The sequence below is a fragment of the Streptomyces sp. NPDC052687 genome (assembly GCF_040678395.1).
Taxonomy (GTDB): Bacteria; Actinomycetota; Actinomycetes; order Streptomycetales; family Streptomycetaceae; genus Streptomyces.
The window spans coordinates 122,473-146,465 of the sequence record NZ_JBFATR010000008.1; the positions used below are offsets into that span (position 1 = coordinate 122,473).

Sequence of the window (23,993 nt, forward strand, 5' to 3'; positions counted from 1 at the left end):
CGGCGTGGTGACCGCCGGCGCCCACGGTGCCGGCCGCCGGGCACCGGCGGTCGCTGACGCGACGTCGCTCTCAGCCGAGGTGAGGTGACCCGGTGGAGGCGTGGGTGCGGGGCGTCCTGCCCAGGCCCTCGTGGGTGGTGGTCACCGGGGACGGCGTGGCCTCCGAGACCGTGGCGTCCGTCGGGCCCTCGTCCCCTCCGGGCGCGTGCGCCGGGACCACGGACGCCAGGGCGAGCAGCAGCGCCCCGACGCAGGCCGTACCGATCACATGCCGCAGCCGGCGGCGCCGGGCCGGACCGTCCAGGTCGCGCCACGCGGGACCGGCGCTGTCCTGCGGCTCCCACAGCTCACCGACCGGCTCGTCCCGGACCTCGCGAGCGGGCGGGGTGGCTGGCAGGACCCGAGCGCCCTCACCGCGCGCCGCAGCCGACGGTTCCCTGGGAGCCCCGGCCGCGTGCCCGTGTGCGCACTCCTCGACGAACCTGCGCCACATCTCCTCCGTGAGGGTCATGCTCCCCCTCCTCCCACCGGCTCGACGTGAACTCCGCCGAGTTTAGAGGAGATACGGCGGCGTCCCCGGCGGCGTCCGATATGTCCGCACACTGCAATCCGGTCGGTGAGCCTCCGGTCACCGCCGCCGCGAGGGGAGGTCGTCCCTCGGCGCCAGTCCGTCCACCGGCGGGGTGAACTCGCCGCCGCTCCACGGCAGTCGAACTCCGGGAGCCCGGCGGGCCCAGGGCACGCAGCTCGGCGAGGACCCGCGCGTCGGTTTCCCCGGCACATGACCACCCTGCACTTCGACGGCGACTGGGTCGGCGATGGCGAGAACGTCGTCTCGGCCGGGTTCTGCCCGCCCGCGGTCCCGTCATCCCGATGTCAGCCCCGGCCCCCGTCCGCCGCCTCCCGGCGCGGGGCCATCGCCCAGCGGATCCCCGCGGTGACGGCCGTGCCGAGCGGGCGTACGCACACCTCCTCGGCCACCGGGAGCCGGGGCAGCCACAGGGCCCGGGCCGCCCACGGCGGCAGCAGCGAGACCGCGGACGCGGCGACGGCACCGTAGGGCACCCGCGCCACCAGCGGGACGGGCGGCCGCAGCAGCAGATACCGCGCCGTGCTGCGGGCCTCGGGCGTCGCCCGCAGCTCACCGCGGTAGGCGGCGAGCCGGTCCGCGAGGCCGGCGCGGTCGGCCGGCGGGTCGGGGATGCCGAGCGCGGTGGCGATGCGGGCCATGTCCGCGACGTACCCGTCGCAGCCGGCGTCGTCCAGCGGGCGGGCGCCGTAGCGCTGGTGGGCGCGCAGGAAGCAGTCGACCTCCGCGATGTGCACCCAGCACAGCAGGTGCGGGTCCGAGGCGGCGTACGGGAGGCCGTCGGCGGTGGTGCCGCGGACCTGCTCGTGGACCGCCCGCACCCGGTCGCAGGCCGCCTGCGCGCTGCCGGCCGGGCCGTAGGTGGTGACGGCGAGGAAGGTGCTGGTCCGCTGCAGCCGCCCCCAGGGATCACCGCGGAAGCCGGAGTGCGCGGCCACGGCGGCCATGGCCAGCGGGTGCAGCGACTGCAGCAGCAGGGCGGCCAGGCCGCCGATGAACATCGACGCGTCGCCGTGGACCCGGCGGACCGGCCGCTCGGGGCCGAACCAGCGCGGGCCCGGCGTGCCGTGGATGTGCGCCCGGTTCCGCGCGCCCTGCGGCCCGGCGACCCGGGCGAAGATCGCCTCGCCCATCCGGTCGCGCAGCGGGCCGAGGCTCGGGGAGAGTCGCATGATGTTGTCCCCTCCTTCCCCGGGCGGCGACGGTGACGTCTGTCCATACTGCTCCGCCGCACTCCGTTCCGGCGAGACCCGGTACGGGCCGTGAGCCCGCGGGAACGTGCGGTGAGCCCCGTACAGTGGAGGAGAAGCGGCGTACCGTACCGGCCGCACACCACGCGCCGGCGGTACCCCGGGCACCAGACCGAACCCCTCGCGTCCTCGCACCTTCGCACCCCCGCACCGGAGCACCCATGCACCCCCCGTCCCCCGTCCCGGACGACGGCTCCGGCACGCTCTTCGGCCTCGACGCCCTCGGCGGCGGGCCGGCGCAGGTTCCCGAAGGGCCGTCGTTCCGCGACTCCGCCACGGCCCGCCGGCTGTTGCCCGTGCGGGAGATCCACGCCGAGCCCGCGGCGGCCGCCTCCCCGCGCGGCCGGCAGATCACCGCCCGGTTCCCCGAGGCGCGGCTGATCACCGTCGACTCGCACTGGCGCATCCCCGGACTGCACGGCAACGAGGGGAACGTCGAGCGCTGGGTCCGCGTCAAGGGGGAGACGCTGGTCCTGGGGGAGCGCAAGGCGCTCACCGTGCGCCCCAACGGCCGGTCCGCGGACTGGATCGCCCCGGGCGCCTCCAACGGCTGCGCCATGGCCTGCGCCTACTGCTATGTGCCCCGGCGCAAGGGGTACGCCAACCCGATCACCGTCTTCACCAACATCGACCGGATCATCGCCGGCATCGCCCGGCACATCGCGCGGCAGGGGCCCAAGACCGAGCCGAACCAGTGCGACGACGCGTCCTGGGTGTACGACGTCGGCGAGAACGGCGACTGCTCGGTGGACGCGCTGATCTGCGACAACACCGCGGATCTCGTGCACGCCTTCCGGCAGTGGCCCACCGCGAAGGCGTCCTTCGCCACCAAGTTCGTCAACCCCGACCTGCTCGCCCTGGACCCGCGGGGCCGCACCCGGATCCGCTTCTCGCTGATGCCGCCGGACGACTCCCGGCTGCTGGACGTGCGCACCTCACCCGTGGCCGAGCGCGTCGCCGCCGCCGCGGACTTCCTGGACGCCGGGTACGAGGTGCACTTCAACCTCTCACCCGTGGTGATCCGCCCCGGCTGGCAGGAGGCCTGGGCGGAGCTGCTGACCCGGCTCGACGACGTGCTGCCTCAGCGGGTGAAGGGGCAGGCCGCCGCCGAGGTGATCATGCTGACGCACAACCGGGAGCTGCACGAGGTCAACCTCGGCTGGCACCCGCGCGCCGAGGACGTCCTGTGGCAGCCGGACCTCCAGCAGGCCAAGCGCTCCGAGAACGGCGCGGTGAACGTCCGCTACCGCAACGCGGTCAAGGCGGAGGCGGTGGCCGCCCTGCGCACGCTCATCGACCGCCACACCCCGTGGCTGCGCGTCCGGTACGCCTTCTGAGCGTCGCCGCTGCCGCCGGATGCCCGTCGGTACGCCTTCTGACCGCCGCTGCCGCGGACGTCCGTAGGCACGCCTTCTGAGCGCCGCCGAGCCGCGGATGCCCGTCCGTACGCCACTGAGCGCCGCCGTGGCACGCCCGTCGCCGCCGCGGCACCGGGGGCGGCTCACCCGTCCGTGGGCGTCTGCCGCGGCTCGCGGTCCGAGGCGGGCCACACGTAGGGCAGGTCGTCCGGCACCCCGGGGAACAGCCCGGCGTACACCTCCGGGTCCTTGCGGACGAGCGCCGAGCGGTGGCTCTCGTGGAAGGCCTCGTCGCCGAGCCACGGCGGCAGCTCACCGGCCGCCGCCAGCTCCGCCTGCCCGCGCACCGGGGCGCCCGGCCGGTACGGGGCCAGCCCGGCGACCAGGGAGGCGGCGCAGCTGTCCTGGTGACCCCGCTCCCGCCAGACCCGGCAGATCTCCAGGCCGTACCGGACCAGGGCCTCCTCGTAGCCGGTCCACATCCGTACCGCCGGGTGCCGGCGCCACCCGTAGCCCGGCACGGTGAGGCCCCGCAGCACCTGCAGCGCCTCGACCCGCTGCTTGCCCAGCCGGCGCCGGTCCAGCAGCAGGGCGGTCTGCCGGAAGTCGGGGTGCGGCAAGAACGTCTGCATCGGTCACCAGCTCCCTTCCGCGCGGCGCGCCGTATGCGCACCGGCAGGCGTCCCGATGCCTTCCCCGCCGCGGCGGCTCCGCCGCGGCCGCGCGCGGGCTCGGCCGCCGTCGGTCACCCGCTCGGCGGGCATGCCCCGCCCGCCCTCTGGGCGGACGTCCGCTCGGCGTGCGAGCCGCGGCGACGGCCTGCAAGGTGGAAACCCGACCACCGTCTTTCGAGGGAGCGGCACCATGGCGAAGGACAAGCACTCCTCGTCCGGCAAGGAACCCGAGAAGGGCGACAAGGTCGCCTGGCAGAGCCACGGCAGCGAGACGACGGGCACCGTGGAGAAGAAGATCACCAAGCGGACGAAGGCCGCCGGCCGCACCGTCGCCGCCTCCCCGGAGGACCCGCAGTACGAGGTGCGCAGCGACAAGTCCGGCCGCACGGCCGTGCACAAGCCCTCGGCGCTGAAGAACAAGAAGAAGAAGTAGGGCGGGGACGCCGACGTGACGACCGAGGACGAGCGGCGCCGGATCCGGGACACGTTCCGGGAACTGGTCAACATGCGGCCCGCCCGGCTGGAGAAGTGGCTCGCCACCGACGAGTCACAGGCCGCCGGGCAGCACAAGGACGGCGGCGAGTCGACCGGCCACGCCTCCGGGCGCGCCATCGTGGAGATCCTGCGCAAGAAGCAGAGCGACCTCTCGGACGCCGACTACCAGCACATGCGCAAGGTGACCGGCTACATCCGCCGCCATCTCGCGCAACGGCCGGCGGGGGACGTACGCGACTCCCGGTGGCGCCACTCCCTGATGAACTGGGGCCACGACCCCACCGGCGACGACGAGTCCCACGACTGAGCCGCCTGCGGACGTCGGGCATCAGGCCCTCGACGCCGGCGCGGCTCACCCGCGAAGGAGACACCCGGCATGTTCGGTCAATCGCAGGCGTTCAGCGGCTTCTCGGTCGACGACCTCGACGCGGCTCGCCGGTTCTACGGCGACACGCTCGGCATCGACGTGCAGGAGGCCGGGCAGGGAGCCATGCGGATGCTGATCCTCAGGCTCGGCAGCGGCGCGCGTGTCTTCGTCTACCCGAAGGAGACGCACGCCCCCGCGACGTTCACGATCCTCAACTTCCCCGTCGACGACATCGACACCGCCGTCGCCGAACTGGAGCAACGCGGCGTCACCCTGGAGCGCTACCCCGAGTTCGACCACGACGACAAGGGCGTCGTACGCGGCGGGGGCGGCGAAGGCCCGGCGGCCATCGCCTGGTTCACCGACCCGGCAGGCAACGTCCTCGCCGTGCTCCAGGAGAGCTGACACCCGGCACCCCTAGTCCTCGTGGCCGGGCGGCGGCAGTTCGCTGCCCACCCGGCAGCCGTTGAAGGACGCCGTCGGGCAGAACGCGTCGAAGCCCATGCCGCACTTCGCGAAGGACTCCCACGCGGCCTGCCGGACCGCCGGGTACCCGGCCTCGGTGAGCCGGCCGCCGCGCAGGTCCCGCAGGGCGCGCAGGACCGCGTCGCGGGCGGTGAGGAAGGTCGGGTTCTTCGGGGTGAGCTTCAGGCCGTCGACGACCGCCTGCCACGTCCCCCGGTAGGCCCGCTCCTTGTCGCCGAGCGCGGCGGTGATCCGGCGGGTCAGCTCCAGGAGCGCCGCGCACCAGATCTCGCCCACATTGTGGATCTTCGTGTAGTCCAGGCCGTCCGCCAGTTCCCTCGGACCCTTGCCGATGTCCCCGAAGCCGCCCGGGTACGACGCGTCGTAGGGCCGCTGGCGGATGCCGCCCGGATCGTCGATCACCCAGTTGCCGACGACGACCCGTTCCGGCTCCAGCAAGCAGTTGCGGGTGGTGAGCGCGAAGAAGTCCGACCAGCCCTCGCCCATCGCCCAGGACTGCTGCTCCCGCAGCCCCTCCGCGTCGTGCAGACCGCCCACCAGCCAGCGCGCAGGCCGGGAGGCGAACGTCCGGCCCTTCGCGGCGCTGCCCGGACAGGAGACAGGCCTGCCGGACAGGAGACAGGCCTGCCCGGGGCGCCACTGCCGTGCTGTACGCCGTCTTCCTCGGCGGCTGGTACCTCGGCCAGCCGCTCCCCGATGTCGGCTGCACGACGCCGGACCCCGGCATCGCGCTCGGCGAACCGCCGGTGATCGGCGAGCCCGGCGAGCTGACCGACGACCTGACCCGGACCGCCGACGCGGTGTTCTCCGTGAAGGTCGTCGACACCGCCGTGCTCGTCGACTGCGACGGCTCCTCCCACCCCCGGCTGCTCGCCTGGCTGACCGGCGACTGGCGCTGAGCCGCCGCCCCGCGGCTCAGGACACCAGCGGCTGCGCCGACTTCGCGCCGGTCCAGGGAACCCTGGATCAGGTCGGCCACGACGGCACGGCCCGCTCAGCAGTCGGCGATCACGTAGTAGCCGGGCGAGGTCTGCTTCAGCGTGCGCGTGACGAAGGTGTTCCACAGACCCATCGGCTGGTCGGACCCCTTGGCGTAGGTCTGGCCACCGCTCGCGTAGGCCCGACCGGCCACCGTGTGCTCGTAGTTGCTCGCGGTGTGACAGGTGGGCGTGAAGCCGGTGGTGGTGGCGGTCACGGCGGCGGACATCGCGCCCGCGGTGCCCGCGGAGTCGACGGCGGCCACGGTGTAGCGGTATGCCGTGCCGGCGGCCAGAGCGGTGTCGGTGTAGCCGGTGGAGGCCGTGCCGCCCACCTTGGTCCCGTCGCGGAAGACCTGGTACGAGGCCGCTCCGGCGACCGCGTTCCAGCGCAGGGAGGCCGTGGAGTCGGAGGTCCCGGTGACGGTCAGCCCCGTGGGGGCTGGCAGCGCCCCGGTGCCACCGTCGCCGCTGCCGCGGTCCAGCCCCCAGAAGCGGGCGGTGTGATGGCTGGAGCAGATGGTGTCCAGGTAGTACGCACCGGCCGTGCCGCACTGTTCGGCACCGCTGCCCGGGTCGACCGCCAGCCCGTGCCCCATGCCGGCGATCGAGTACACCTCGACCGCGGGACGTCCGGCGGCGTCGGTGTAGACGCTCCGCGTGGTGGAACCGGTCAGGTTCTCGGTGCGGGACGGGATCTGGCCGATGCCCCACACGTCGGTCCACTGGTCGCGCAGTTCGGTCGCGTTGGCGGGCCGGACCGTGGTGTCGGCGGTGCCCTGCCAGATCGCCACGCGCGGCCAGGAGGTGGTCCCGGCAGGAGCGGCGGCACGCACCAGGTCGCCCCACTGGGCCGGGGTCCGGTCCGGCGGGCTGTACATGCAGGTGTACGCCGCGGACACGCTGTCGGCGCAGCGGGCGGGCAGTCCGGAGGCGATGGCCCCGCCCGCGAAGACGTCGGGGTACGCGGCGAGCAGGTTCGCCGTCATGCCGCCGCCCGCCGACAGGCCCGTGACGTAGACGCGCCGGGGGTCACTGCCGTACAGGGCGACCGCCTTGTCGACCATCTGCCGGATCGACAGCGCCTCGCCCCGGCCGCGCGTGCTGTCACCCGGCTCGAACCAGTTGAAGCAGGAGTTGGCGTTGTTGGCGGTGTCGGTCTGGGGGAAGACGACCGCGAAGCGGTGCCGGTCGGCGAGGGCCGGCCAGCCGGAGTGGCCGTAGTAGTCGCCCGCGCTCTGCGTGCAGCCGTGCAGCGCCACCACGAGCGGGGCGCCGGAGGGCAGGGCGTCGGGGACGTAGGCGTACATGGCGAGGTTGCCGGGGTTCGTGCCGAAACCGGAGACCTGGGTCAGGCCCGCGGCGGAGGCGGGCGAGCCCTGGGCCACCAGGCCGGCGGCGAGGGCGAGCGCGCCCGCCGCGGCGGCGAGCCTACGGCGGACACCGCCCAGGAGACGGCGGCCCTTCGTGGGGTGGTGCGGCTGACTCATGGCGACTGCCTCCCTGCTGCGATGGACGAGTGGGAGGGCATCATCGACGTGGTCACACCGCCAAGGCATGGGCTGTACAACCAGGTTGCACAGGTGTCGTATGTGGCGGCCCTCCATGGTCACGCCCGCTCCGGGCGGCCTAACCTCCCGCGCATCCACGGCACTCGATCCCGGAGGCACCCGATGCGTCTCGCCCGCGGCTCCACACCACGTCTCAGGCGACGGGGCGTACCGGCCGCCGCTCTCGCCGCCCTCACCCTCCTCGCCTCCACGGCGACGACCGCGGCCGGTGCGACGACCACGACCACGGCCGGAGTGACGACCACGACCAGGGCCGGAGCACCGACCGCGACCGCGGCCACAACCACAGAAACGACCACCGCCGCGTCCGCCGACGGCACCCGCCCCTGCCCCCGCCTGACCAAGGTGCGCGTACCCGGCGCCGAACACCAGAAGACGGCCTGCCTCAAGGAGCTGACCACGGCCGGGACGGTGGCCTCCGGTCACACGGATCCCGCCGACTGGGCCGGCCTCACGCCGAAGAACCTCGACGTGCCGAGCGGCGTCCCCGGCATCCAGATCGACGGCTACTTCCCCGACACCTCCACCACCAACACCAACCACGGCTGGCACCACGACGCCCAGTTCGTGCTGCGCCTGCCGGACCGCTGGAACGGCGGCCTGGTCGTGGCCGGCACCCCCGGCAACCGCGAGCAGTACGCCAACGACCGGGCCATCGCCGACTGGGTCCTCGCGCGCGGCTACGCCTACGCCGCCACCGACAAGGGCAACACCGGCCTCGCCTTCCATCGCGACGGGAAGCGGCCGGGCGACGCCATCGCCGAGTGGAACCGGCGGCTCACCCAGCTCACCCGGGCCGCACGCGCGGCCGTCGCCCAGCGCTATCTGCGCCCGCCCGCGCGCACCCTGGTGACCGGCATGTCCAACGGCGGTTACCTGGTGCGCTGGCAGCTGGAGAACCACCCCGAGCTGTACGACGGGGGAGTGGACTGGGAGGGCACCCTCTGGCGCGCCGACGGGCCCACCCTGCTGCACTTCCTGCCCGAGGCGCTGCGCGCCTACCCCCGCTTCGCCGCGGGCGGCCCGGACGCCGAGCGGGCGCGGGCCGACCTGCACGCCGCGGGCTTCCCGGCCGGCTCGGAGTTCCTGTGGCCGTACCACCACCAGGTCTACTGGGACCTGACCCAGCGCATCTACCGCGAGGAACTCGACCCCGGCTACGACGGCCCCACCGAGGCCGGCACGCCCCACTGCGCGCCGGGCACCCCCGGCTGCGACGCCGACTACGACTACGCGGCGCGCCCCGACGAGGTGCGGCGGGCCGTGGAGCGGATCGCGCTCACCGGACGGATCGGCAAACCGCTGATCACCCTGCACGGCACCCTCGACGTGCTGCTTCCCATCGGTAGGGACTCGGACGTCTACGCCCGCATGGTCGACGCAGCCGGGCGCGCCCCGCTGCACCGCTACTACCGGATCGAGGGCGGCACCCACACCGACAGTCTCGTCGACGCCTTCCCGGACCGGCTGCGTCCGCTCACCCCCTGCCACCGCTCGGCGTTCACCGCGCTGGAGGACTGGCTCACCGCAGGCATCCGGCCGCCCGCCTCCCGGACGCTCGCCCGGCCCGCCGGGGCGGACGCCGCGGACCTGCTGACCAGGTGCTCCCTGCCGGGGCGGCCCTGAACCGACGGGCCCAACGGTCAGCGGGCCCAACGGTCAGCGGGCCGCGCGGGCAGCGGATCGCCCGGTCGGGGGATCGCCCAGTCAGCGGGCCGCGTGGGCAGCGGATCGCCCGGTCGGGGGATCGCCCAGTCGGCGGCTCGCGCGGCCCGCGGATCGCCCGGTCAGCGGATCGCGACGACCACGTGGCTGTCGCCGTACTGCCAGACCGCACCCGCCTGCCGGAACCCGGCCCGGCGCAGCAGCCGGACGTGGGCGGCGAGGGAGAGGGGAGCGGGCTCCGGGGTGCCGGGCGAGGGCTCGCGGCCGCGGCGTTCGGCGAGGAGGTCGGTCAGTTCCGGGTCCTCGGCGACCGCCGTCCACCAGGAGGTCCAGTCCTCCTCCGGCCAGGCCCGCTGCCGCTCGGCGTGGCGGCTGCCCACCTCGTCGGCGATCTGTGCGAGCGCGGGGTCGTCGTGCGGCAGGTGGTCGCCGTTGACGAGGACCCCGCCGGGCCGCAGCAGCCGGGCGAGCCGCCGGTAGGTGCGCATCAGCGCGTCCGGGGCCAGGTAGTGCAGGGCGGTGGTGGACACCGCCGCGTCCAGCGGGCGGTCGAGGCCCAGCGCCTCGGTCCAGCCCGGTGCGTCGATCTCCGCGTCGACGTACCGGGCGGCGTCCGGGTGGTGGGTGCGGGCCAGCTCCAGCAGCAGCGGGTCCCGGTCGACGCCGACGATCTCCGCGGCCGGCAGCCGGCGGGCCAGCCGGGCGGCGAGCGAGCCGGGGCCGCAGCCGAGGTCGACGACGAGCGGGCGCCCCGGCCGGCCGGCGGTGACGTGCTCGACGACGTCGGCGATGACGGTGAAGCGCTCCTCGCGGTCGATGGCGTAGCGCTGCTGCTGGCGCTCCCAGCGCTCCACCCATCGTTCCGCCGTCGCCAGGCTCAGTCCCATGGGGTCGTGCCACCTCACCGTCTCGCACCAGCTGTCCCGTTCGTCCGACGAGTCTACAGGTGAAAACGGTTCCCATTATGTGTTCGGTGGCGGCATCACTCACTCCAGTGACGCCAGGACGGACAGCAGCCGGTCGATCTCCTCCGCCTCGTTGTAGACGTGCAGACTCACCCGTACGGAGCCGGTCGGCTCGCCCGCCTCGCCCTGGCAGTGCTGGTCGGAGCGGACCATGAAACCGTGGCTGAACAGGATGAATCCGAGGTCGCCGGAGTCGACGGCGCGGTGCCGGAAGGTGACGATCCCGCGGCGCTGCTGGACGGGTGAGCCGGCGGCGAGACTGGTCTGGCAGCCCAGGATCTCGTAGGCGTCCAGCCGGCGCAGTCCGTCGGTCAGCCGGGCCGCGAGTGCCACCGTCCACCGCTCGATCCGGTCGACACCGGCGGCGTCCAGCCAGTCCAGGGCCGCCGTCAGGGAGGCGATGCCGACGGTGTTGGGCGTGCCGGACCACCCGCCCGGTGTGAACGCGGGCCCGCGTGCCTGCCGCGCCCATACGGCTCCCGTCCCCGGCAGGGCCATCGCCTTGTGCCCGGAGAAGACGACGAAGTCCACGTCCAGGCCGGCCACCGACACCGGCACATGGCCGACGCTCTGGGCGGCGTCCAGGCAGATGACCGCGTCCGGACCGACCGCCTCGCGGATCCGGTGCACGTTCATGTCGCCGCCGTACACGTGGTGGACGTGGGTGACGGCGACGAACCGGGTGCGCGGACCGGCCAGTTCGGCGAGCGCCCGGTGGTCGTAGTCGCCGGAGCCCGGCTGGTACGGCATCGGCCGGACCTCGATGCGCACGCCCTGCCGGGCCAGCAGCCGCTGGGCCTCCAGCCACGGCTCGATGTTCGCCTGGTGGTCGGCGACGGGAACGACGATCTCGTCGCCGTCGGAGAGGAACGAGGGCAGCCAGTCGCGGGCCAGGGTGCGCAGCCCCTCGGTGGTGCCGCTGGTGAAGTGCACCGCCGAGCGCGCGGGGTCGGGGTCGCCGAGGAACCGCTTGACCCGCTCGCGCGCCTCCTCGATCAGCGCGGTGCTGCGGTTGGCCCAGGGATAGGTGCCGCGCCCGGCGTTGGCGTTGGTCGTGGTGAGGTAGGTCAGTGCCGTGTCGAGCACGGCCCGCGGCTTCTGGGCGGTGGCCGCGCTGTCCAGATAGGCGAGGTCGGGGTGGGCGGTGACGATGGGGAACTGGTCGCGCAGCGCGCGCTGCCAGTCCCGTAACTCGGAGAGCGCGGCCGTGCCCTGGGCGCGGATGCCGGAGGTGGTCATGGCGGTCAGTCCCGCACCAGGGGAGCGCCCGCGTCCCGCCAGGCGATGATCCCGCCGGCCAGACTGCGCACGTCCGGGTGGCCCATCCGGGTCAGCAGCGCCGCGTAGCGGGCGGACTTCTCGCCCACCGGACACGCCAGCAGCACCGGGCGGCTGCGGCTGAACGGCAGCCCGCCGCGCAGCAGTTCCTCGAAGACCTCGTCGACGATGTTGACCGATCCGTCGATGTGCAGCGCGGCGTACGCGAACGGGCTGCGCAGGTCGACCACGAGCGGCCGGCCGGTGTCGATCCAGGCGCGGGCCTCGGCGACGTCGACGGACGGGGCCGTGCGCACCTCGTCCTCGGTCAGGCCGGCCGGCGAGCCGGTGCGGGCCGGGCGGCCGAACAGGTCGGGGCGCCGCTTGCGGACGTAGCTCAGATAGCTCTCCACCCGGTCGCAGACGATGAACACCGCCGACTGGCGCTCCGTCAGCTCCGCGTCGATCTCGCGCAGCCGGCGCACCGCACCGAAGTAGGCGGCCCCGCCGGTGGGTCCGGCCAGGATGCCGCAGCGGCGGTTGAGGGTGAGCATCCCCTCGATCGCCTCGTCGGAGGTGACGGACTCGATCGCGTCGTAGGTGGCGGGGTCGAACAGGCCCACCTCGTGAGCCTCGTCGAGGGTGCGGATGCCGGGGATGAAGTCGGACTTGGCCGCGACCAGCCCGAGGACCCGCACCGCGGGGTCGTTCTCCCGCAGCACCCGGGCGACCCCCGTCGAGGACCCGGCGGTGCCCACGCAGGCGACGAACCAGTCCGGGGCGCGGCCGTCCAGGTCCTTGACGATCTCCGGGCCGGTGCCGGTCAGATGCGCCTCGGTGTTGCGCGGGTTGAAGTACTGGTCGGTGTGCAGATACGCGCTGCCCTGCTCCGAGATCGTCCGGTGGAACAGGGTCAGCGGATCGTCGGTGGCGGTCGGGTCCAGGCACTCGCTCTGGCCCGGCAGCTCCTCGATCTCCGCGCCGAGCAGCAGCAGCAGATCCTTGATCTCGGGGATCCGCATCCGGTTGGTGACGCTCTTGAAGGTCAGCCCGTGCATGCCCGCGAGCACGGCCAGCGCCTTCGCCGTGTTCCCGCTGGACAGCTCCACGACCTGGCTGCCCCGCGCCGCCGCGGAGTCCAGATGCGGGCGGGCCATGTTCCACGCGGCCCGGTCCTTGACCGAGCCGAACGGGTTGAGCAGTTCCAGCTTGGCGTACAGGTCGATGTGGCGCAGACCGTGCACGGCCGGCTCGATGCGCACCAACGGGGTGTTGCCGATGGCCTCGGTGATGCTGTCGTACCTCACTGTGCTCCCCCCACGGAGGTGGTCGGCCAGTACTGATCGTCCAGGCACCAGTGCCACCCGCCGTCCTCCTGCCAGGCGGCGACCTTGCGGGCGACGGGCTGCCGCTGGGCCAGGGTGGCGTGAAAGTCCATGCAGTAACCGGCGGTGTTCACGAACGCCATCAGGTCACCCGGCTCGGGCCGGTGCGGCAGGAAGACCGTGCGGCGGGTGATCAGGTCCGACTCCAGGCAGAGATTGCCGAAGAGGTGCACGGCGACCGGCGCCTCGCCGGGTCCGGACGGGGCGGGGCCACGGCCGGCGCGGGGGACGACGACGGGGTCCAGCAGGACGCCGTGTTCCTCCAGGCCGATGTCGCCGGCGTTCGCCGCCAGCCGCACGTGCAGCTCCCCGCCGGGCTCCGGCTCGCGCACCTCCAGCACCTTCGCGAGGGTCAGCCCGCACTGGTCCAGCAGGGCTCGTCCGGGCTCGGTGTGGAGGTCGTACAGATGCTCCACCAGCAGCGCGCCCAGCGGCCGGCCGCCCAGGGAGGGGGCGGGGTGGGCGAGCAGTTCGTCGAGGTAGCGGGCGCCGGCGACCGGCCGGTGCGCGGGGTAGAGGCCGAGCGCGCCGCGCAGGGTGCCGCCCTCGTTGCGCAGCCCGTAGCCGTGCCCGCCCCAGGTCAGCGGTGGCCGCAGCCCGAGGACGGCGTCGGTGAGCGCGCTCGTGTAGCGCTGCCACTGCTCGCCGTCGGCCAGGTAGTCGAGCCCGAACCCGCCGCCCACGTCGACGGCCCGGGGCCGCAGCCCCCGGTCGCGGCACTCCTCCAGGACCCGCAGGCAGCCCTCCAGCGCGGTCGCCTTCTCGTCGATGCTGGTGGTGTCGAGGTGATAGGCCACGCCCACCGGCTCCACCGCGTCCCGGTACGACTCGGCCGCCGCCAGCAGCGACCCGGCCGCCCGCACCGGCGTACCGAAGCGGCTGCGCCGGCTCAGCACCCGCACACCGGCCGCCTCGAACCCCGACAGACGCAGCAGAACCCGCACCGGTGGCAGCCGGAACCGCCGTACCAGCTTGGCCAGTTGGTCCAGCTCGCCCCGGCTGTCGACGCTGACGGTGACGGAGGTGCGGGCGGCCAGCCACAGGAACTCGGGGTTCTTCGGGCCGGTGGCCGTGACGCGGTCGGGGGTGAAGCCGGCACCCAGCGCGTGCCGCAACTCGTCCAGGGACGCGACGTCGACCCCGGCGTCCGTGGCGGCCAGCCGGCGCAGCAGGGCGCTGGAGCGGTTCGCCTTGTGCGCGTAGAACACCTGGCCCGGCAGATGGTGTTTCGCGTAGACGGACCGGAACTCTTCGGCGTTGTCCGCGATCTGATCGGGGATCACCACGTTCAGCGGTGAGCCGAGCCCGTCGGTGAGTGCGTGCAGGAGCCGCGGGGACTCCAGCAACGAGCCGATACGCGTGCCCAGTCGTGGTTCGAGATACAAGGGATGCCCGCCCGTGCCCCCGCCCATGCCCGCCCCTCCGCCCGCATGCCAGACCCGGCGCCCCGGGCCCGCCCGACCGTTCCCGCCCCTTCCCGAGCTTCGCCGTATAGCCCCCTATCCATTCTCTGGTCGCTTTACGCCCGGTTGGCACCGTCCTTCGGCCGATCTTCTTGACTCCCGCGGCCCCGGTCGGGATGCTCGACGCACGCGATTGGCGCGGACATGGCAAACAGGGGAGTGGGTATGGCTCCACGCTGGTACCGCACGCGAAGGCACGCCGGGCGCAAGAACGTCACCGTCGTCACGCTGCTCCTCCTCGCCCTGGCCATGGCCCTCGGCCCCGCCCCGCAATCCGCCGCCGGCGACGACTGGTGGAACCCGGTCGCGCGCCCCGCCCCCGACTCCCGCATCGGCGTCACCGGCGAGCCGTTCACCGGCACCGACGCCCAGGGCCGCGTGCGCGGATTCGTCGACGCCCACAACCACCTGTTCTCCAACGAGGCCTTCGGCGGACGGCTCATCTGCGGCAAGCCGTTCTCCGACGCGGGCATCGCCGACGCCCTCAAGGACTGCCCCGAGCACTACCCCGACGGCTCGCTCGCGATCTTCGACTTCATCACCAACGGCGGCGACGGCCGGCACGACCCCGTCGGCTGGCCCACCTTCGCGGACTGGCCCGCCCACGACTCGCTGACCCACCAGCAGAACTACTACGCCTGGATCGAACGGGCCTGGCGCGGCGGCCAGCGCGTCATGGTCAACGACCTCGTCACCAATGGCGTGATCTGCTCGGTCTACTTCTTCAAGGACCGCTCCTGCGACGAGATGACCTCCATCCGGCTCCAGGCGAAACTGACGTACGACCTCCAGGCGTACGTCGACCGCATGTACGGCGGACCCGGAAAGGGCTGGTTCCGGATCGTCACCGACAGCGCGCAGGCCCGCGAGGTGATCGAGCGGGGCAAGCTCGCCGTGATCCTCGGCGTGGAGACCTCCGAGCCGTTCGGCTGCAAGCAGGTCCTCGACGTGCCCCAGTGCGACAAGGAGGACATCGACAAGGGTTTGGACGAGCTGCACGCGCTGGGCGTGCGCAGCATGTTCCTGTGCCACAAGTTCGACAACGCGCTGTGCGGGGTCCGCTTCGACTCCGGCGCCCTCGGCACCGCGATCAACGTCGGACAGTTCCTGTCCACCGGCACCTTCTGGAAGACCGAGACGTGCACGGGCCCGCAGGCCGACAACCCGATCGGTCTCGCGGCCGCGCCGGAGGCGGAGAAGCGGCTGCCGGCCGGCGTGAGCGTCCCGTCGTACGACGCCGGTGCCCGCTGCAACGTGCGCGGGCTCACCCCGCTCGGCGAGTACGCCGTGCGCGGCATGATGCAGCGCAAGATGATGCTCGAGATCGACCACATGAGCGTCAAGGCCACCGGCCGGGTGCTCGACATCTTCGAGGCCGAGTCCTACCCGGGCGTGCTCTCCTCGCACAGCTGGATGGACCTGAACTGGACCGAGCGCGTCTACCGCCTCGGCGGCTTCGTCGCCCAGTACATGCACGGCTCCGAGCACTTCACCGCGGAGGCGCGGCGCACCGACGCGCTGCGCGAGAAGTACGGCGCCGGCTACGGCTACGGCACCGACATGAACGGCGTCGGCGGCTGGCCCGCCCCGCGCGGCACGGACACCGGCAACCCGGTCCGCTACCCCTTCCGCAGCGCCGACGGCGGCTCCCTCCTCGACCGCCAGACCACCGGCGAGCGCACCTGGGACCTCAACACCGACGGCGCCGCCCACTACGGCCTCGTCCCCGACTGGATCGAGGACATCCGGCGGGTCGGCGGCCAGGACGTGGTGGACGACCTGTTCCGCGGCGCCGAGTCCTACCTCGGCACCTGGGGCGCGACCGAGCGGCACCGGGCCGGGACCGACCTCGCCCGCGGCGCCACCGCCACCGCGAGCTCCACCGAGTGGTGGAACCCCTTCACGAGCTTCGCGCCCGGCCGGGCCGTCGACGGCGAGCCCGGCACCCGCTGGGCCAGCGAGTGGAGCGACGACCAGTGGCTGACCGTCGACCTGGGCGCCACCCGCCTCGTCGGCCGCGTCACCCTCGACTGGGAACGCGCCTACGGCAGGGCGTACCGCGTCGAGCTGTCCGCCGACGGGAACAGCTGGCGGACCGCCTGGTCCACCACGGCCGGCGACGGCGGACTGGACACCGCGCGCTTCACCCCGGCACCCGCCCGGTACGTCCGCGTCCAGGGCCTGGAGCGCGGCACGGACTGGGGCTACTCCCTCCGCGAGGTCAGCGTCCACGGCGGCTGACGGCCAAGGGCCCGGCCGCCCTCACCCCTGGTCACCCGCCGTCACCGCCGTCACTCGCCCGTCACCCCCTGGCCGCACGGATCCCCTCATCCGGCCATCAAACTTGAACCGTTTGTTTTCTTTAATTGTTCGTGTTTACGCGGTAGCTTGACCCCCGTGACCGCATCCGGGACCCCGACCACCGCCGACGAGCTGCGTGGCGCAGGCCTGCGGGTGACGGCGGCCCGCGTCGCGCTGCTCGACACCGTGCGGGCCGGCGGCCACCTGGACGCCGAGGCCATCGCGGCCGGTGTGCGCGAACGCGTGGGCCGGATCTCCCTTCCGGCCGTGTACGACGCGCTGCACGCGCTCACCGCGGCCGGACTCGTACGCCGTATCGAGCCCCCGGGCTCCCCGGCCCGCTACGAGGGCCGGGTCGGCGACAACCACCACCACCTCGTGTGCCGCTCGTGCGGCGCCGTCGCCGACGTCGACTGCGCCGTCGGCCACGCCCCCTGTCTCACCGCGTCCGACGACCGGGGCTTCGCGATCGACGAGGCCGAGGTCATCTACTGGGGTCTGTGCCCCGGCTGTTCCACCACCAGCAGTTCCTGAGCACCGTGATCCACTAGTTCGGAAGGTTTCCCATGGCTGAGAACCCCGATGCGATCGTCACCGACCCCAAGACGGAGGGCGGCTCGGGTGGCTGCCCGGTCGCACACGGGCGCGCGCTGCACCCCACCCAGGGCGGCGGCAACCGCCAGTGGTGGCCGGAGCGGCTCAACCTGAAGATCCTCGCGAAGAACCCGCCCGTGGCGAACCCGCTCGGCGAGGACTTCGACTACGCCGAGGCCTTCCAGAGCCTCGACCTCCCGGCCGTCAAACGGGACATCGCCGAGGTTCTGACCACCTCCCAGGACTGGTGGCCCGCCGACTTCGGCCACTACGGCCCGCTGATCGTCAGAATGGCCTGGCACAGCGCCGGCACCTACCGGATCAGCGACGGCCGCGGCGGCGCCGGAGCCGGCCAGCAGCGGTTCGCCCCGCTGAACAGCTGGCCGGACAACGCCAACCTCGACAAGGCCCGCCGCCTGCTGTGGCCGGTCAAGAAGAAGTACGGCCAGAGCCTGTCCTGGGCCGACCTGATGATCCTCGCCGGCAACGTCGCCCTGGAGACCATGGGCTTCAAGACCTTCGGCTTCGCCGGCGGCCGCGAGGACGTCTGGGAGCCGGAGGAGGACGTCTACTGGGGTCCCGAGACCACCTGGCTCGACGACCAGCGCTACAGCGGCGACCGCGAGCTGGAGAACCCGCTCGGCGCCGTCCAGATGGGCCTGATCTACGTCAACCCCGAGGGCCCCAACGGCAACCCGGACCCGCTGGCCGCGGCCCGCGACATCCGTGAGACCTTCCGCCGCATGGCGATGAACGACGAGGAGACCGTCGCCCTCATCGCCGGTGGTCACACCTTCGGCAAGACCCACGGCGCCGGCCCCGCCGACCACGTCGGCGCCGACCCCGAGGCCGCCTCCATGGAGGAGCAGGGCCTCGGCTGGAGGAACACCTACGGCACCGGCAAGGGCGCCGACACCATCACCTCCGGCCTGGAGGTGACCTGGACCAGCACGCCCACCCGGTGGAGCAACGGCTTCTTCAAGAACCTCTTCGAGTTCGAGTACGAGCTGACCGAGTCCCCGGCCGGCGCCAAGCAGTGGGTCGCCAAGGACGCCCCGGAGATCATCCCGGACGCCCACGACCCGGCGAAGAAGCACCGCCCGACCATGCTCACCACCGACCTGGCCCTGCGCTTCGACCCGGTCTACGAGCAGATCTCGCGCCGCTTCTACGAGAACCCGGACGAGTTCGCCGACGCCTTCGCCCGCGCCTGGTTCAAGCTGACCCACCGCGACATGGGCCCGAAGTCGCTCTACCTCGGCCCCGAGGTCCCGGAGGAGATCCTGCTGTGGCAGGACCCGCTGCCGGAGCGCGAGGGCGAGCTCATCGACGCCGCCGACATCGCGGCGCTCAAGGCCAAGCTGCTCGACTCGGGCCTGACCGTCTCCCAGCTGGTCACCACCGCGTGGGCGTCCGCCTCCACCTTCCGCGGCAGCGACAAGCGCGGCGGCGCCAACGGCGCCCGCATCCGCCTGGAGCCGCAGCGCAACTGGGAGGTCAACGACCCCGACCAGCTCGCGGTCGTGCTGCGCACCCTGGAGAGCGTCCAGCAGGAGTGGAACACCGGCGCCCGGAAGGTGTCCCTCGCCGACCTGATCGTCCTCGGCGGCTGCGCCGCGATCGAGAAGGCCGCCAAGGACGCCGGCTTCGACATCGAGGTGCCCTTCACCCCGGGCCGGGTCGACGCCACCGAGGAGCACACCGACGTCGAGTCCTTCGCCGCGCTGGAGCCCACGGCCGACGGCTTCCGCAACTACCTGGGCAAGGGCAACCGCCTGCCGGCCGAGTACCTGCTGCTCGACAAGGCGAACCTGCTCACCCTGAGCGCTCCCGAGATGACCGTCCTCGTCGGTGGGCTGCGCGTGCTCGGCGCCAACCACCAGCAGTCGCAGCTCGGCGTCCTCACCCGGACCCCGGGCGCGCTGACCAACGACTTCTTCGTCAACCTGCTCGACCTGGGTACGACGTGGAAGGCGACCTCCGAGGACCAGACCACCTTCGAGGGCCGCGACGCCGCCACCGGCGAGCTGAAGTGGGCCGGCAGCCGCGCCGACCTGGTCTTCGGCTCGAACTCGGAGCTGCGCGCGCTCGCCGAGGTCTACGCGAGCGACGACGCGAAGGAGAAGTTCGTACACGACTTCGTCGCCGCGTGGGTCAAGGTCATGGAGCTGGACCGGTTCGACCTGGTCTGAGCCGGCTCCGCCTGACCGGCCGCTCCTCCGCTGTCCGGGCCGACCCGTCACGGGCCGGCCCGGACCTGCCGGATCCGCCGCGGGTCGTCTGACCGGGCGGATCGGCCACGGGTCGCTTGACCGGGCGGATCGGCCACGGGTCGGCGGACCTGACGGATCCGGCCGGTTCGCTCATCGGATGTCCGGCGGGCGGGGGCCCTCGCGCGCGCATGGTCCGGGCTGCTTCGGGTACGCGTGGAATGCCGTGCCCGGGTCGATCTTGGGCCGGGCACGTCGTACGACCGCAGCTATCTGGGGACCCGCCATGGACACACCCGCCGAGAACGGCACCACCCCCGCGCAGCGGGCGCTCGACGCCCTCGCCCGGGACACCGAGGATGCCGCCGCGCTGGACACGCTCGCCCACAGCGACGTGCTCGTCCCGGTGCCCAACGACGTCCCCGAGGAGGACGCGACCGACCCCAACGCCGTGGCGCTGCCCGTACTGGAACAGCCGGACGGCGTGCCGGTGGTGCCCGTGTTCACCTCCGAGCTGGAGATGGCCGGGCTGCTGCCGTACGTCTCCCGCTACCGGCTGGTCCCGCTGGGCGCGCTGGCCGCGCAGTGGCCGTCGGACGATCTTTCCCTCACCATCGACGCCAGCTCGGCGCACGGCCTGACGCTGACCTCGGACGGCGTGCGCACCCTGCTGGCCCGCCCCTGACGGCGGCGGCCGCCGGTCACAGGTCAGCGATCACGGGGTCAGCGACATCCCCTCCGGCACGACGATGCCGAAGTCGACGTCCAGCACCCGGCGCACCTCGGCCTCACCGGCCAGCTCCCGCTTGCGGACCGTGCCGTCGTCGCCGGTCTCGGTGAGCAGGCGGTCCTCCAGGAGGAGATGCCCGTCGGACGTGGTCCGCTGGATGTACAGCCGCCGGGTGAACGGCGACCGCGGGCTCGTCCCCACGAACCAGTTGAACATCTCGTAGTCGGCCGGCTCGAACGGCTCCACGGTGAACGCGTACTGCGCGACCCACTCCCCGCCCGCCCGGTCGTAGGCCTCCAGCGTCCACACCGGCAGCGGCACGCCGTGCGACGCGGGCACGAGCCGGTGGCGGCGCCCCGCGCCGTGGAACTCGGTTCCCGCGGTCAGCGGCACCGGCTCCAGCAGCGCCCCGACCGTCCCGAAGCCCACGTCGGCGAGGTACGGCGACGGATCGCCGTCCACCGTGACGAGCAGGGCCATGTGGGAGCGCGGGCGGCTCTCGACGCGGTCGGCGCCGAGAGCGACGCGCGCGGCGAGCATGGTCACCCGGAAGCCGAGCGCTTGCAGCGCGTACGAGAACAGCAGGTTGTGCTCGTAGCAGTAGCCGCCCCGCCGGCTGTCCACCAGCTTGGCCATGAGATCGCCCGGGTCCAGCGACGGCGCCCTGCTGTGCAGCGCCTCCAGGTTCTCGAACGGGATCGACAGGGAGTGGGCCAGATGCAGCCCCCGCAGCGTCGCCAGGTCGGCACCGAGGGGGCCGTCCCAGCCGATTCTGCGGAGATAGGCGTCGAGATCGAACGGTGTCGTTTCGGACATGCCCCTCACCCTAGGCGGGCGTCACCGCCCCGTCGGCGGACCCGGGTCGGGCCCGCTCTCGGACGTTGGTCCTAGGCCAGTCGTGCCGCGGGCATGCTCGCCCGTCGCCGAGGGACCCGGCTACTTGACGCAAAGAGCGCTGTCCTCGGTGGATCTTCGTCCCTCACACTCTGCTGTGCGCGGTGACGCACGACGAGTACCGGGGGGACTCATGATGAGAACCGTGCTGGACACGACGGGCCTGCCGTCGGACGAGAGGACGTCCGTCTGGGAGGAGACGGCGGCGCTCGCGCTGGTCACCCAGCGCTTCCGGTTCCCGGACCCGGAACGCTTCGGCGCGCTCATCCGCGCCATGGAACTGGGAGCGGCCCAGCTCTCCACGATCGCGTACGCGCCCTTGGTCTCGTACCGCTCCGCACGCCTCATCCGGCAGTCGGACCCCGAGTTCTACCAGCTCGCCCTGATCACGTCCGGGCGGCAGGGCGTGGAGCAGGGCGGGCACGAGACGCTGCTCGGACCGGGCGGGATGGTCCTGTACGACAGCTCCCAGCCGTTCCAGGGGCGCGTCGAGACGGACCAGGAGCAGTCCGGCTGCGTGCTGCTCCAGTTCCCCCGGCAGCTGATGCCCCTTCCGGACCGGGTGGTCAGACCGGTGTGCGGGGCGGCCCTGAAGCCGACGGCGGGCATGGGCCTGGTGTTCCGTCAGATGCTCACCACACTGGCCGGTTCGGACACCGAGCTGACCGGCGGCGACCAGGCCCGGCTGGGCACGACCGTCGTCGACCTCGCGGCGGCGGTGGTCGCCGGGCACGTCGAGCAGGCGTCGGCGCTGCCGCCGGAGTCCCGGATGTCCGCGCTCTACCACGCGATGGTGGGCTTCATCGTCCGGAACCTGCCCGATCCCCGCCTCGGACCGGCCACCGTGGCGGCGGCGCACAGCGTGTCCCTGCGCACCGTGCACCGCGTCTTCCAGGCGCACGAGACCACCGTGGGCGACGTCATCCGGCGGGCACGCATGTCCCGTTGCCGCCGGGACCTCGCGGACCCGCGCGACGCGAGCCCCGTCCGGGCGATCGGCGCCCGCTGGGGCTGTCCCCGGCCCTCCGAGTTCACCCGCGCCTTCCGTGCGGCGACCGGCATGACCCCGACGGAGTTCCGCGCCCTGGCGCAGAAACGTTTCTGAGGGGTGAGTGGCAGTCAGGACGGTGCGAGCCGCAGGCGGGGCGCGTCCTGGCGGGGCGCATCCCCACGAGGAACCACCAGGCGTCACTCGTGCGCGATTCGCGCCGGGGCCGGGTGTGTCAGCGGTCATCCGGGGCATTCGGCGCAGTGGGCCGGCGTGATGGGACGGCGGTCGGCACACGTTGAGGAGATGGGGATTCGTATGCGCTTCAGGGGGAGGAACTCCGGCGCGATCGTGGTCGCCGCGGTGGTGGGGAGTGTCGTCCTGTCCGGTTGTGGCGGCGGCGACGCGGAAGCCGAGGGAGACGGCAAGTCGCCGAGCGCCGGCACGAGCGCCGGTGCCCGGGAGCAGGGCACGACGGAGGTGCGGGCGGCCTACGACAAGACGGCCGAGGCCGAGTCGGCACGGATGACGATCAGGATGAAGCTCTCCGCGGAGGGCAAGACGATCACGTCCGACGGCGAAGGCGTCATCGATCTGGCCGACGGCGACAGCGTCATGACCGTCAGCGCGCAGGACGGGACGCTCGAACAGCGCGTCGTCGACCAAGTCCTCTACCAGAAGGTGACCGGTCAGAAGGCGCCGGGCGGCAAGCCCTGGATCAAGATCGACCTGAAGAAGGCCGCCGCACAGCAGGGCCTGGGCAACCAGCAGCTCGGCGACCCGGCCCAGACCGCCGCGTACGCCAAGGCGATCACCGACAAGGACGTCACCAAGGTCGGCACCGAGAAGATCGACGGCACCCGCACCACCCACTACAAGGTCTCCGTCGACGTCGCCAAGCTGCCGGGTGGTGAGCAGATGAGCAAGCAGCTCGGCCCGACGCTGCCCATGCAGGTCTGGCTCGACGACGAGGGCCGGCTGCGCCGCCAGCAGATCGACATGACCGTCGACGCCCCGGCCTCCGCCTCGGCCCAGCCGGACAACAGCGCGGCGCCGCAGCGGCTGAAGATGAGCACGGTGCTGCAGTTCTCGGACTTCGGCACCGAAGTCCACGCGGAGGCGCCGCCGTCCGGACAGGTGGCCGACATGACCGACGAGGCGCTTCGGGGCGCCCGGCAGCAGAGCTGACCCGCCAGGACCGGTCCGCGCCGGCTGCCCGCCACGTCCAGACTCTGGGCGTGGAGCCGCCGGCGCGGGACGGGAAGGCCAGGAGGAGTTGTGGTGGATGATTCGTCCCTGCGAGCGGTGGGCTGGGCACGCTCGCTGCCCTTGAGCACCGGCCCGAAGGCGGCACGCGACTGGACCCGCGACCATCTGGAGTCCCTCGGCTGGACGCGCAGCCACCCGCAGACCGTGGACGACGTGCTGCTGACCGTCTCCGAACTCGTCACCAACGCCCACATCCACGCGCACTCCACCGCCCGGCTCGTGATGGCCTGGGACGGCCAGTGCCTGCACATCACCGTGCACGACGACGACGCCGCCCTGCCCACACCGCGCGAGCCCAGCCAGGACCGCCCCGGCGGGCGGGGGATGCTTCTCGTCGACGCCCTGGCCGACGAATGGGAAGCCCGCCGCTGCCCGCACGGCAAGTCGGTCACCGCCTGCTTCCGCCCGTCGGTCACATGAAGAACCCCGGCCGGCCCGCACGCTGACCCCGCGGGGTGCGGGCACGGCCTCGACCTCGACCCGCACCGCGTCTGCGCGGAGCCCG

Annotated in this window: 23 protein-coding genes; 13 read left to right on the forward strand and 10 right to left on the reverse strand. The window is 73.0% G+C overall.

All coding sequences use genetic code 11. The features are described 5' to 3' along the window. Nucleotides 1-70: 70 nt before the first annotated feature. Nucleotides 71-511: a hypothetical protein gene (locus AB0K92_RS11130; protein WP_365921569.1), complete on the reverse strand. Its 441-nt coding sequence runs from the start codon at nucleotides 509-511 to the stop codon at nucleotides 71-73. 365 nt (nucleotides 512-876) lie between these two features. Continuing rightward, complete coding sequence (locus tag AB0K92_RS11135; RefSeq protein ID WP_365921571.1) at nucleotides 877-1,761, reverse strand: oxygenase MpaB family protein; 885 nt, start codon at nucleotides 1,759-1,761, stop codon at nucleotides 877-879. A gap of 239 nt (nucleotides 1,762-2,000) precedes the next feature. Between AB0K92_RS11135 and AB0K92_RS11140 the strand changes: the two genes are divergently transcribed. Beyond that, entirely contained in the window at nucleotides 2,001-3,176 is a 1,176-nt protein-coding gene (locus AB0K92_RS11140) for a spore photoproduct lyase family protein (RefSeq protein WP_365921573.1), read from the forward strand. A gap of 164 nt (nucleotides 3,177-3,340) precedes the next feature. On the opposite strand, the gene AB0K92_RS11145 is transcribed toward AB0K92_RS11140, so the two are convergent. Then, nucleotides 3,341-3,829, reverse strand: coding sequence for an MSMEG_6728 family protein (locus AB0K92_RS11145; protein ID WP_365921575.1), 489 nt, complete (start codon nucleotides 3,827-3,829; stop codon nucleotides 3,341-3,343). A 232-nt stretch (nucleotides 3,830-4,061) separates the two neighbouring features. Here AB0K92_RS11145 and AB0K92_RS11150 point away from each other — a divergent pair, with 232 nt between their 5' ends. From AB0K92_RS11150 to AB0K92_RS11160, 3 genes are all read left to right on the forward strand, one after another. After that, nucleotides 4,062-4,304, forward strand: a complete 243-nt coding sequence (locus AB0K92_RS11150) for a DUF2945 domain-containing protein (RefSeq protein WP_365921577.1) — start codon at nucleotides 4,062-4,064, stop codon at nucleotides 4,302-4,304. A 15-nt stretch (nucleotides 4,305-4,319) separates the two neighbouring features. Further along, complete coding sequence (locus AB0K92_RS11155) at nucleotides 4,320-4,673, forward strand: DUF3140 domain-containing protein (protein WP_365921579.1); 354 nt, start codon at nucleotides 4,320-4,322, stop codon at nucleotides 4,671-4,673. 69 nt (nucleotides 4,674-4,742) lie between these two features. Further along, nucleotides 4,743-5,138, forward strand: a complete 396-nt coding sequence (locus AB0K92_RS11160) for a VOC family protein (RefSeq protein WP_365921581.1) — start codon at nucleotides 4,743-4,745, stop codon at nucleotides 5,136-5,138. A gap of 12 nt (nucleotides 5,139-5,150) precedes the next feature. Here AB0K92_RS11160 and AB0K92_RS11165 read toward each other — a convergent pair whose 3' ends face one another. Beyond that, nucleotides 5,151-5,756, reverse strand: a complete 606-nt coding sequence (locus AB0K92_RS11165; RefSeq protein WP_365921583.1) for a M36 family metallopeptidase — start codon at nucleotides 5,754-5,756, stop codon at nucleotides 5,151-5,153. 107 nt (nucleotides 5,757-5,863) lie between these two features. On the opposite strand from AB0K92_RS11165, the gene AB0K92_RS11170 reads away from it, so the two are divergent. Further along, nucleotides 5,864-6,118, forward strand: a complete 255-nt coding sequence (locus AB0K92_RS11170) for a hypothetical protein (RefSeq protein ID WP_365921585.1) — start codon at nucleotides 5,864-5,866, stop codon at nucleotides 6,116-6,118. 95 nt (nucleotides 6,119-6,213) lie between these two features. Here AB0K92_RS11170 and AB0K92_RS11175 read toward each other — a convergent pair whose 3' ends face one another. After that, nucleotides 6,214-7,686: a PHB depolymerase family esterase gene (locus AB0K92_RS11175; protein WP_365921587.1), complete on the reverse strand. Its 1,473-nt coding sequence runs from the start codon at nucleotides 7,684-7,686 to the stop codon at nucleotides 6,214-6,216. A 183-nt stretch (nucleotides 7,687-7,869) separates the two neighbouring features. Between AB0K92_RS11175 and AB0K92_RS11180 the strand changes: the two genes are divergently transcribed. After that, a complete protein-coding gene (locus AB0K92_RS11180; RefSeq protein ID WP_365921589.1) occupies nucleotides 7,870-9,393 on the forward strand; it encodes a tannase/feruloyl esterase family alpha/beta hydrolase in 1,524 nt (507 codons plus the stop codon). Between the two features lie 161 nt (nucleotides 9,394-9,554). On the opposite strand, the gene AB0K92_RS11185 is transcribed toward AB0K92_RS11180, so the two are convergent. From AB0K92_RS11185 to AB0K92_RS11200, 4 genes are all read right to left on the reverse strand, one after another. Continuing rightward, nucleotides 9,555-10,319: a class I SAM-dependent methyltransferase gene (locus AB0K92_RS11185; protein WP_365921591.1), complete on the reverse strand. Its 765-nt coding sequence runs from the start codon at nucleotides 10,317-10,319 to the stop codon at nucleotides 9,555-9,557. 99 nt (nucleotides 10,320-10,418) lie between these two features. Further along, nucleotides 10,419-11,636 carry an aminotransferase class V-fold PLP-dependent enzyme gene (locus tag AB0K92_RS11190; RefSeq protein ID WP_365921593.1) on the reverse strand — a complete coding sequence of 406 codons (1,218 nt, stop codon included), beginning with the start codon at nucleotides 11,634-11,636 and terminating at the stop codon, nucleotides 10,419-10,421. 5 nt (nucleotides 11,637-11,641) lie between these two features. Then, nucleotides 11,642-12,961 carry a pyridoxal-phosphate dependent enzyme gene (locus AB0K92_RS11195; protein ID WP_365921595.1) on the reverse strand — a complete coding sequence of 440 codons (1,320 nt, stop codon included), beginning with the start codon at nucleotides 12,959-12,961 and terminating at the stop codon, nucleotides 11,642-11,644. Next, nucleotides 12,958-14,451 (reverse strand): Y4yA family PLP-dependent enzyme, encoded by a 1,494-nt coding sequence (locus tag AB0K92_RS11200; RefSeq protein ID WP_365921597.1) that lies wholly within the window; start codon nucleotides 14,449-14,451, stop codon nucleotides 12,958-12,960. Before AB0K92_RS11200 ends, AB0K92_RS11195 begins: the two co-directional genes overlap by 4 nt. Before the next feature lie 216 nt (nucleotides 14,452-14,667). On the opposite strand from AB0K92_RS11200, the gene AB0K92_RS11205 reads away from it, so the two are divergent. The 4 genes from AB0K92_RS11205 (at nucleotide 14,668) to AB0K92_RS11220 (ending at nucleotide 20,292) form a co-directional block, all read left to right on the forward strand. Next, the gene (locus tag AB0K92_RS11205; protein WP_365921599.1) at nucleotides 14,668-16,743 is read left to right on the forward strand and encodes a discoidin domain-containing protein; all 2,076 of its coding nucleotides are present in this window, start codon (nucleotides 14,668-14,670) and stop codon (nucleotides 16,741-16,743) included. A gap of 156 nt (nucleotides 16,744-16,899) precedes the next feature. Further along, on the forward strand, nucleotides 16,900-17,337 hold the full coding sequence (locus AB0K92_RS11210) for a Fur family transcriptional regulator (protein WP_365921601.1): 438 nt from the start codon (nucleotides 16,900-16,902) through the stop codon (nucleotides 17,335-17,337). Between the two features lie 32 nt (nucleotides 17,338-17,369). Continuing rightward, nucleotides 17,370-19,589 carry a catalase/peroxidase HPI gene (gene katG / locus AB0K92_RS11215; protein ID WP_365921603.1) on the forward strand — a complete coding sequence of 740 codons (2,220 nt, stop codon included), beginning with the start codon at nucleotides 17,370-17,372 and terminating at the stop codon, nucleotides 19,587-19,589. 304 nt (nucleotides 19,590-19,893) lie between these two features. Beyond that, complete coding sequence (locus tag AB0K92_RS11220; protein ID WP_365921605.1) at nucleotides 19,894-20,292, forward strand: SseB family protein; 399 nt, start codon at nucleotides 19,894-19,896, stop codon at nucleotides 20,290-20,292. A 30-nt stretch (nucleotides 20,293-20,322) separates the two neighbouring features. On the opposite strand, the gene AB0K92_RS11225 is transcribed toward AB0K92_RS11220, so the two are convergent. Continuing rightward, nucleotides 20,323-21,153, reverse strand: coding sequence for an arylamine N-acetyltransferase (locus tag AB0K92_RS11225; protein WP_365921607.1), 831 nt, complete (start codon nucleotides 21,151-21,153; stop codon nucleotides 20,323-20,325). Between the two features lie 214 nt (nucleotides 21,154-21,367). Here AB0K92_RS11225 and AB0K92_RS11230 point away from each other — a divergent pair, with 214 nt between their 5' ends. The 3 genes from AB0K92_RS11230 to AB0K92_RS11240 all read left to right on the forward strand — a co-directional run bounded on the left by AB0K92_RS11230 (nucleotide 21,368) and on the right by AB0K92_RS11240 (nucleotide 23,908). Beyond that, complete coding sequence (locus AB0K92_RS11230) at nucleotides 21,368-22,336, forward strand: helix-turn-helix domain-containing protein (protein ID WP_365921647.1); 969 nt, start codon at nucleotides 21,368-21,370, stop codon at nucleotides 22,334-22,336. Between the two features lie 201 nt (nucleotides 22,337-22,537). Then, nucleotides 22,538-23,407: a hypothetical protein gene (locus AB0K92_RS11235; protein WP_365921609.1), complete on the forward strand. Its 870-nt coding sequence runs from the start codon at nucleotides 22,538-22,540 to the stop codon at nucleotides 23,405-23,407. 93 nt (nucleotides 23,408-23,500) lie between these two features. Beyond that, nucleotides 23,501-23,908: an ATP-binding protein gene (locus AB0K92_RS11240; RefSeq protein ID WP_365921611.1), complete on the forward strand. Its 408-nt coding sequence runs from the start codon at nucleotides 23,501-23,503 to the stop codon at nucleotides 23,906-23,908. Nucleotides 23,909-23,993: the final 85 nt, after the last annotated feature.

Bases quoted from the DNA above. Each gene is read 5' to 3' on its own strand.
- AB0K92_RS11190 (WP_365921593.1), bottom strand. From the start codon at position 11,636: ATGACCACCTCCGGCATCCGCGCCCAGGGCACGGCCGCGCTCTCCGAG.
- AB0K92_RS11205 (WP_365921599.1), top strand. From the start codon at position 14,668: ATGGCTCCACGCTGGTACCGCACGCGAAGGCACGCCGGGCGCAAGAAC.
- AB0K92_RS11135 (WP_365921571.1), bottom strand. From the start codon at position 1,761: ATGCGACTCTCCCCGAGCCTCGGCCCGCTGCGCGACCGGATGGGCGAG.
- AB0K92_RS11180 (WP_365921589.1), top strand. From the start codon at position 7,870: ATGCGTCTCGCCCGCGGCTCCACACCACGTCTCAGGCGACGGGGCGTA.
- AB0K92_RS11150 (WP_365921577.1), top strand. From the start codon at position 4,062: ATGGCGAAGGACAAGCACTCCTCGTCCGGCAAGGAACCCGAGAAGGGC.
- AB0K92_RS11130 (WP_365921569.1), bottom strand. From the start codon at position 511: ATGACCCTCACGGAGGAGATGTGGCGCAGGTTCGTCGAGGAGTGCGCA.
- AB0K92_RS11175 (WP_365921587.1), bottom strand. From the start codon at position 7,686: ATGAGTCAGCCGCACCACCCCACGAAGGGCCGCCGTCTCCTGGGCGGT.
- AB0K92_RS11220 (WP_365921605.1), top strand. From the start codon at position 19,894: ATGGACACACCCGCCGAGAACGGCACCACCCCCGCGCAGCGGGCGCTC.
- AB0K92_RS11185 (WP_365921591.1), bottom strand. From the start codon at position 10,319: ATGGGACTGAGCCTGGCGACGGCGGAACGATGGGTGGAGCGCTGGGAG.
- AB0K92_RS11200 (WP_365921597.1), bottom strand. From the start codon at position 14,451: ATGGGCGGGGGCACGGGCGGGCATCCCTTGTATCTCGAACCACGACTG.
- AB0K92_RS11235 (WP_365921609.1), top strand. From the start codon at position 22,538: ATGCGCTTCAGGGGGAGGAACTCCGGCGCGATCGTGGTCGCCGCGGTG.
- AB0K92_RS11145 (WP_365921575.1), bottom strand. From the start codon at position 3,829: ATGCAGACGTTCTTGCCGCACCCCGACTTCCGGCAGACCGCCCTGCTG.
- AB0K92_RS11160 (WP_365921581.1), top strand. From the start codon at position 4,743: ATGTTCGGTCAATCGCAGGCGTTCAGCGGCTTCTCGGTCGACGACCTC.
- AB0K92_RS11230 (WP_365921647.1), top strand. From the start codon at position 21,368: ATGAGAACCGTGCTGGACACGACGGGCCTGCCGTCGGACGAGAGGACG.
- AB0K92_RS11225 (WP_365921607.1), bottom strand. From the start codon at position 21,153: ATGTCCGAAACGACACCGTTCGATCTCGACGCCTATCTCCGCAGAATC.
- AB0K92_RS11140 (WP_365921573.1), top strand. From the start codon at position 2,001: ATGCACCCCCCGTCCCCCGTCCCGGACGACGGCTCCGGCACGCTCTTC.
- katG (WP_365921603.1), top strand. From the start codon at position 17,370: ATGGCTGAGAACCCCGATGCGATCGTCACCGACCCCAAGACGGAGGGC.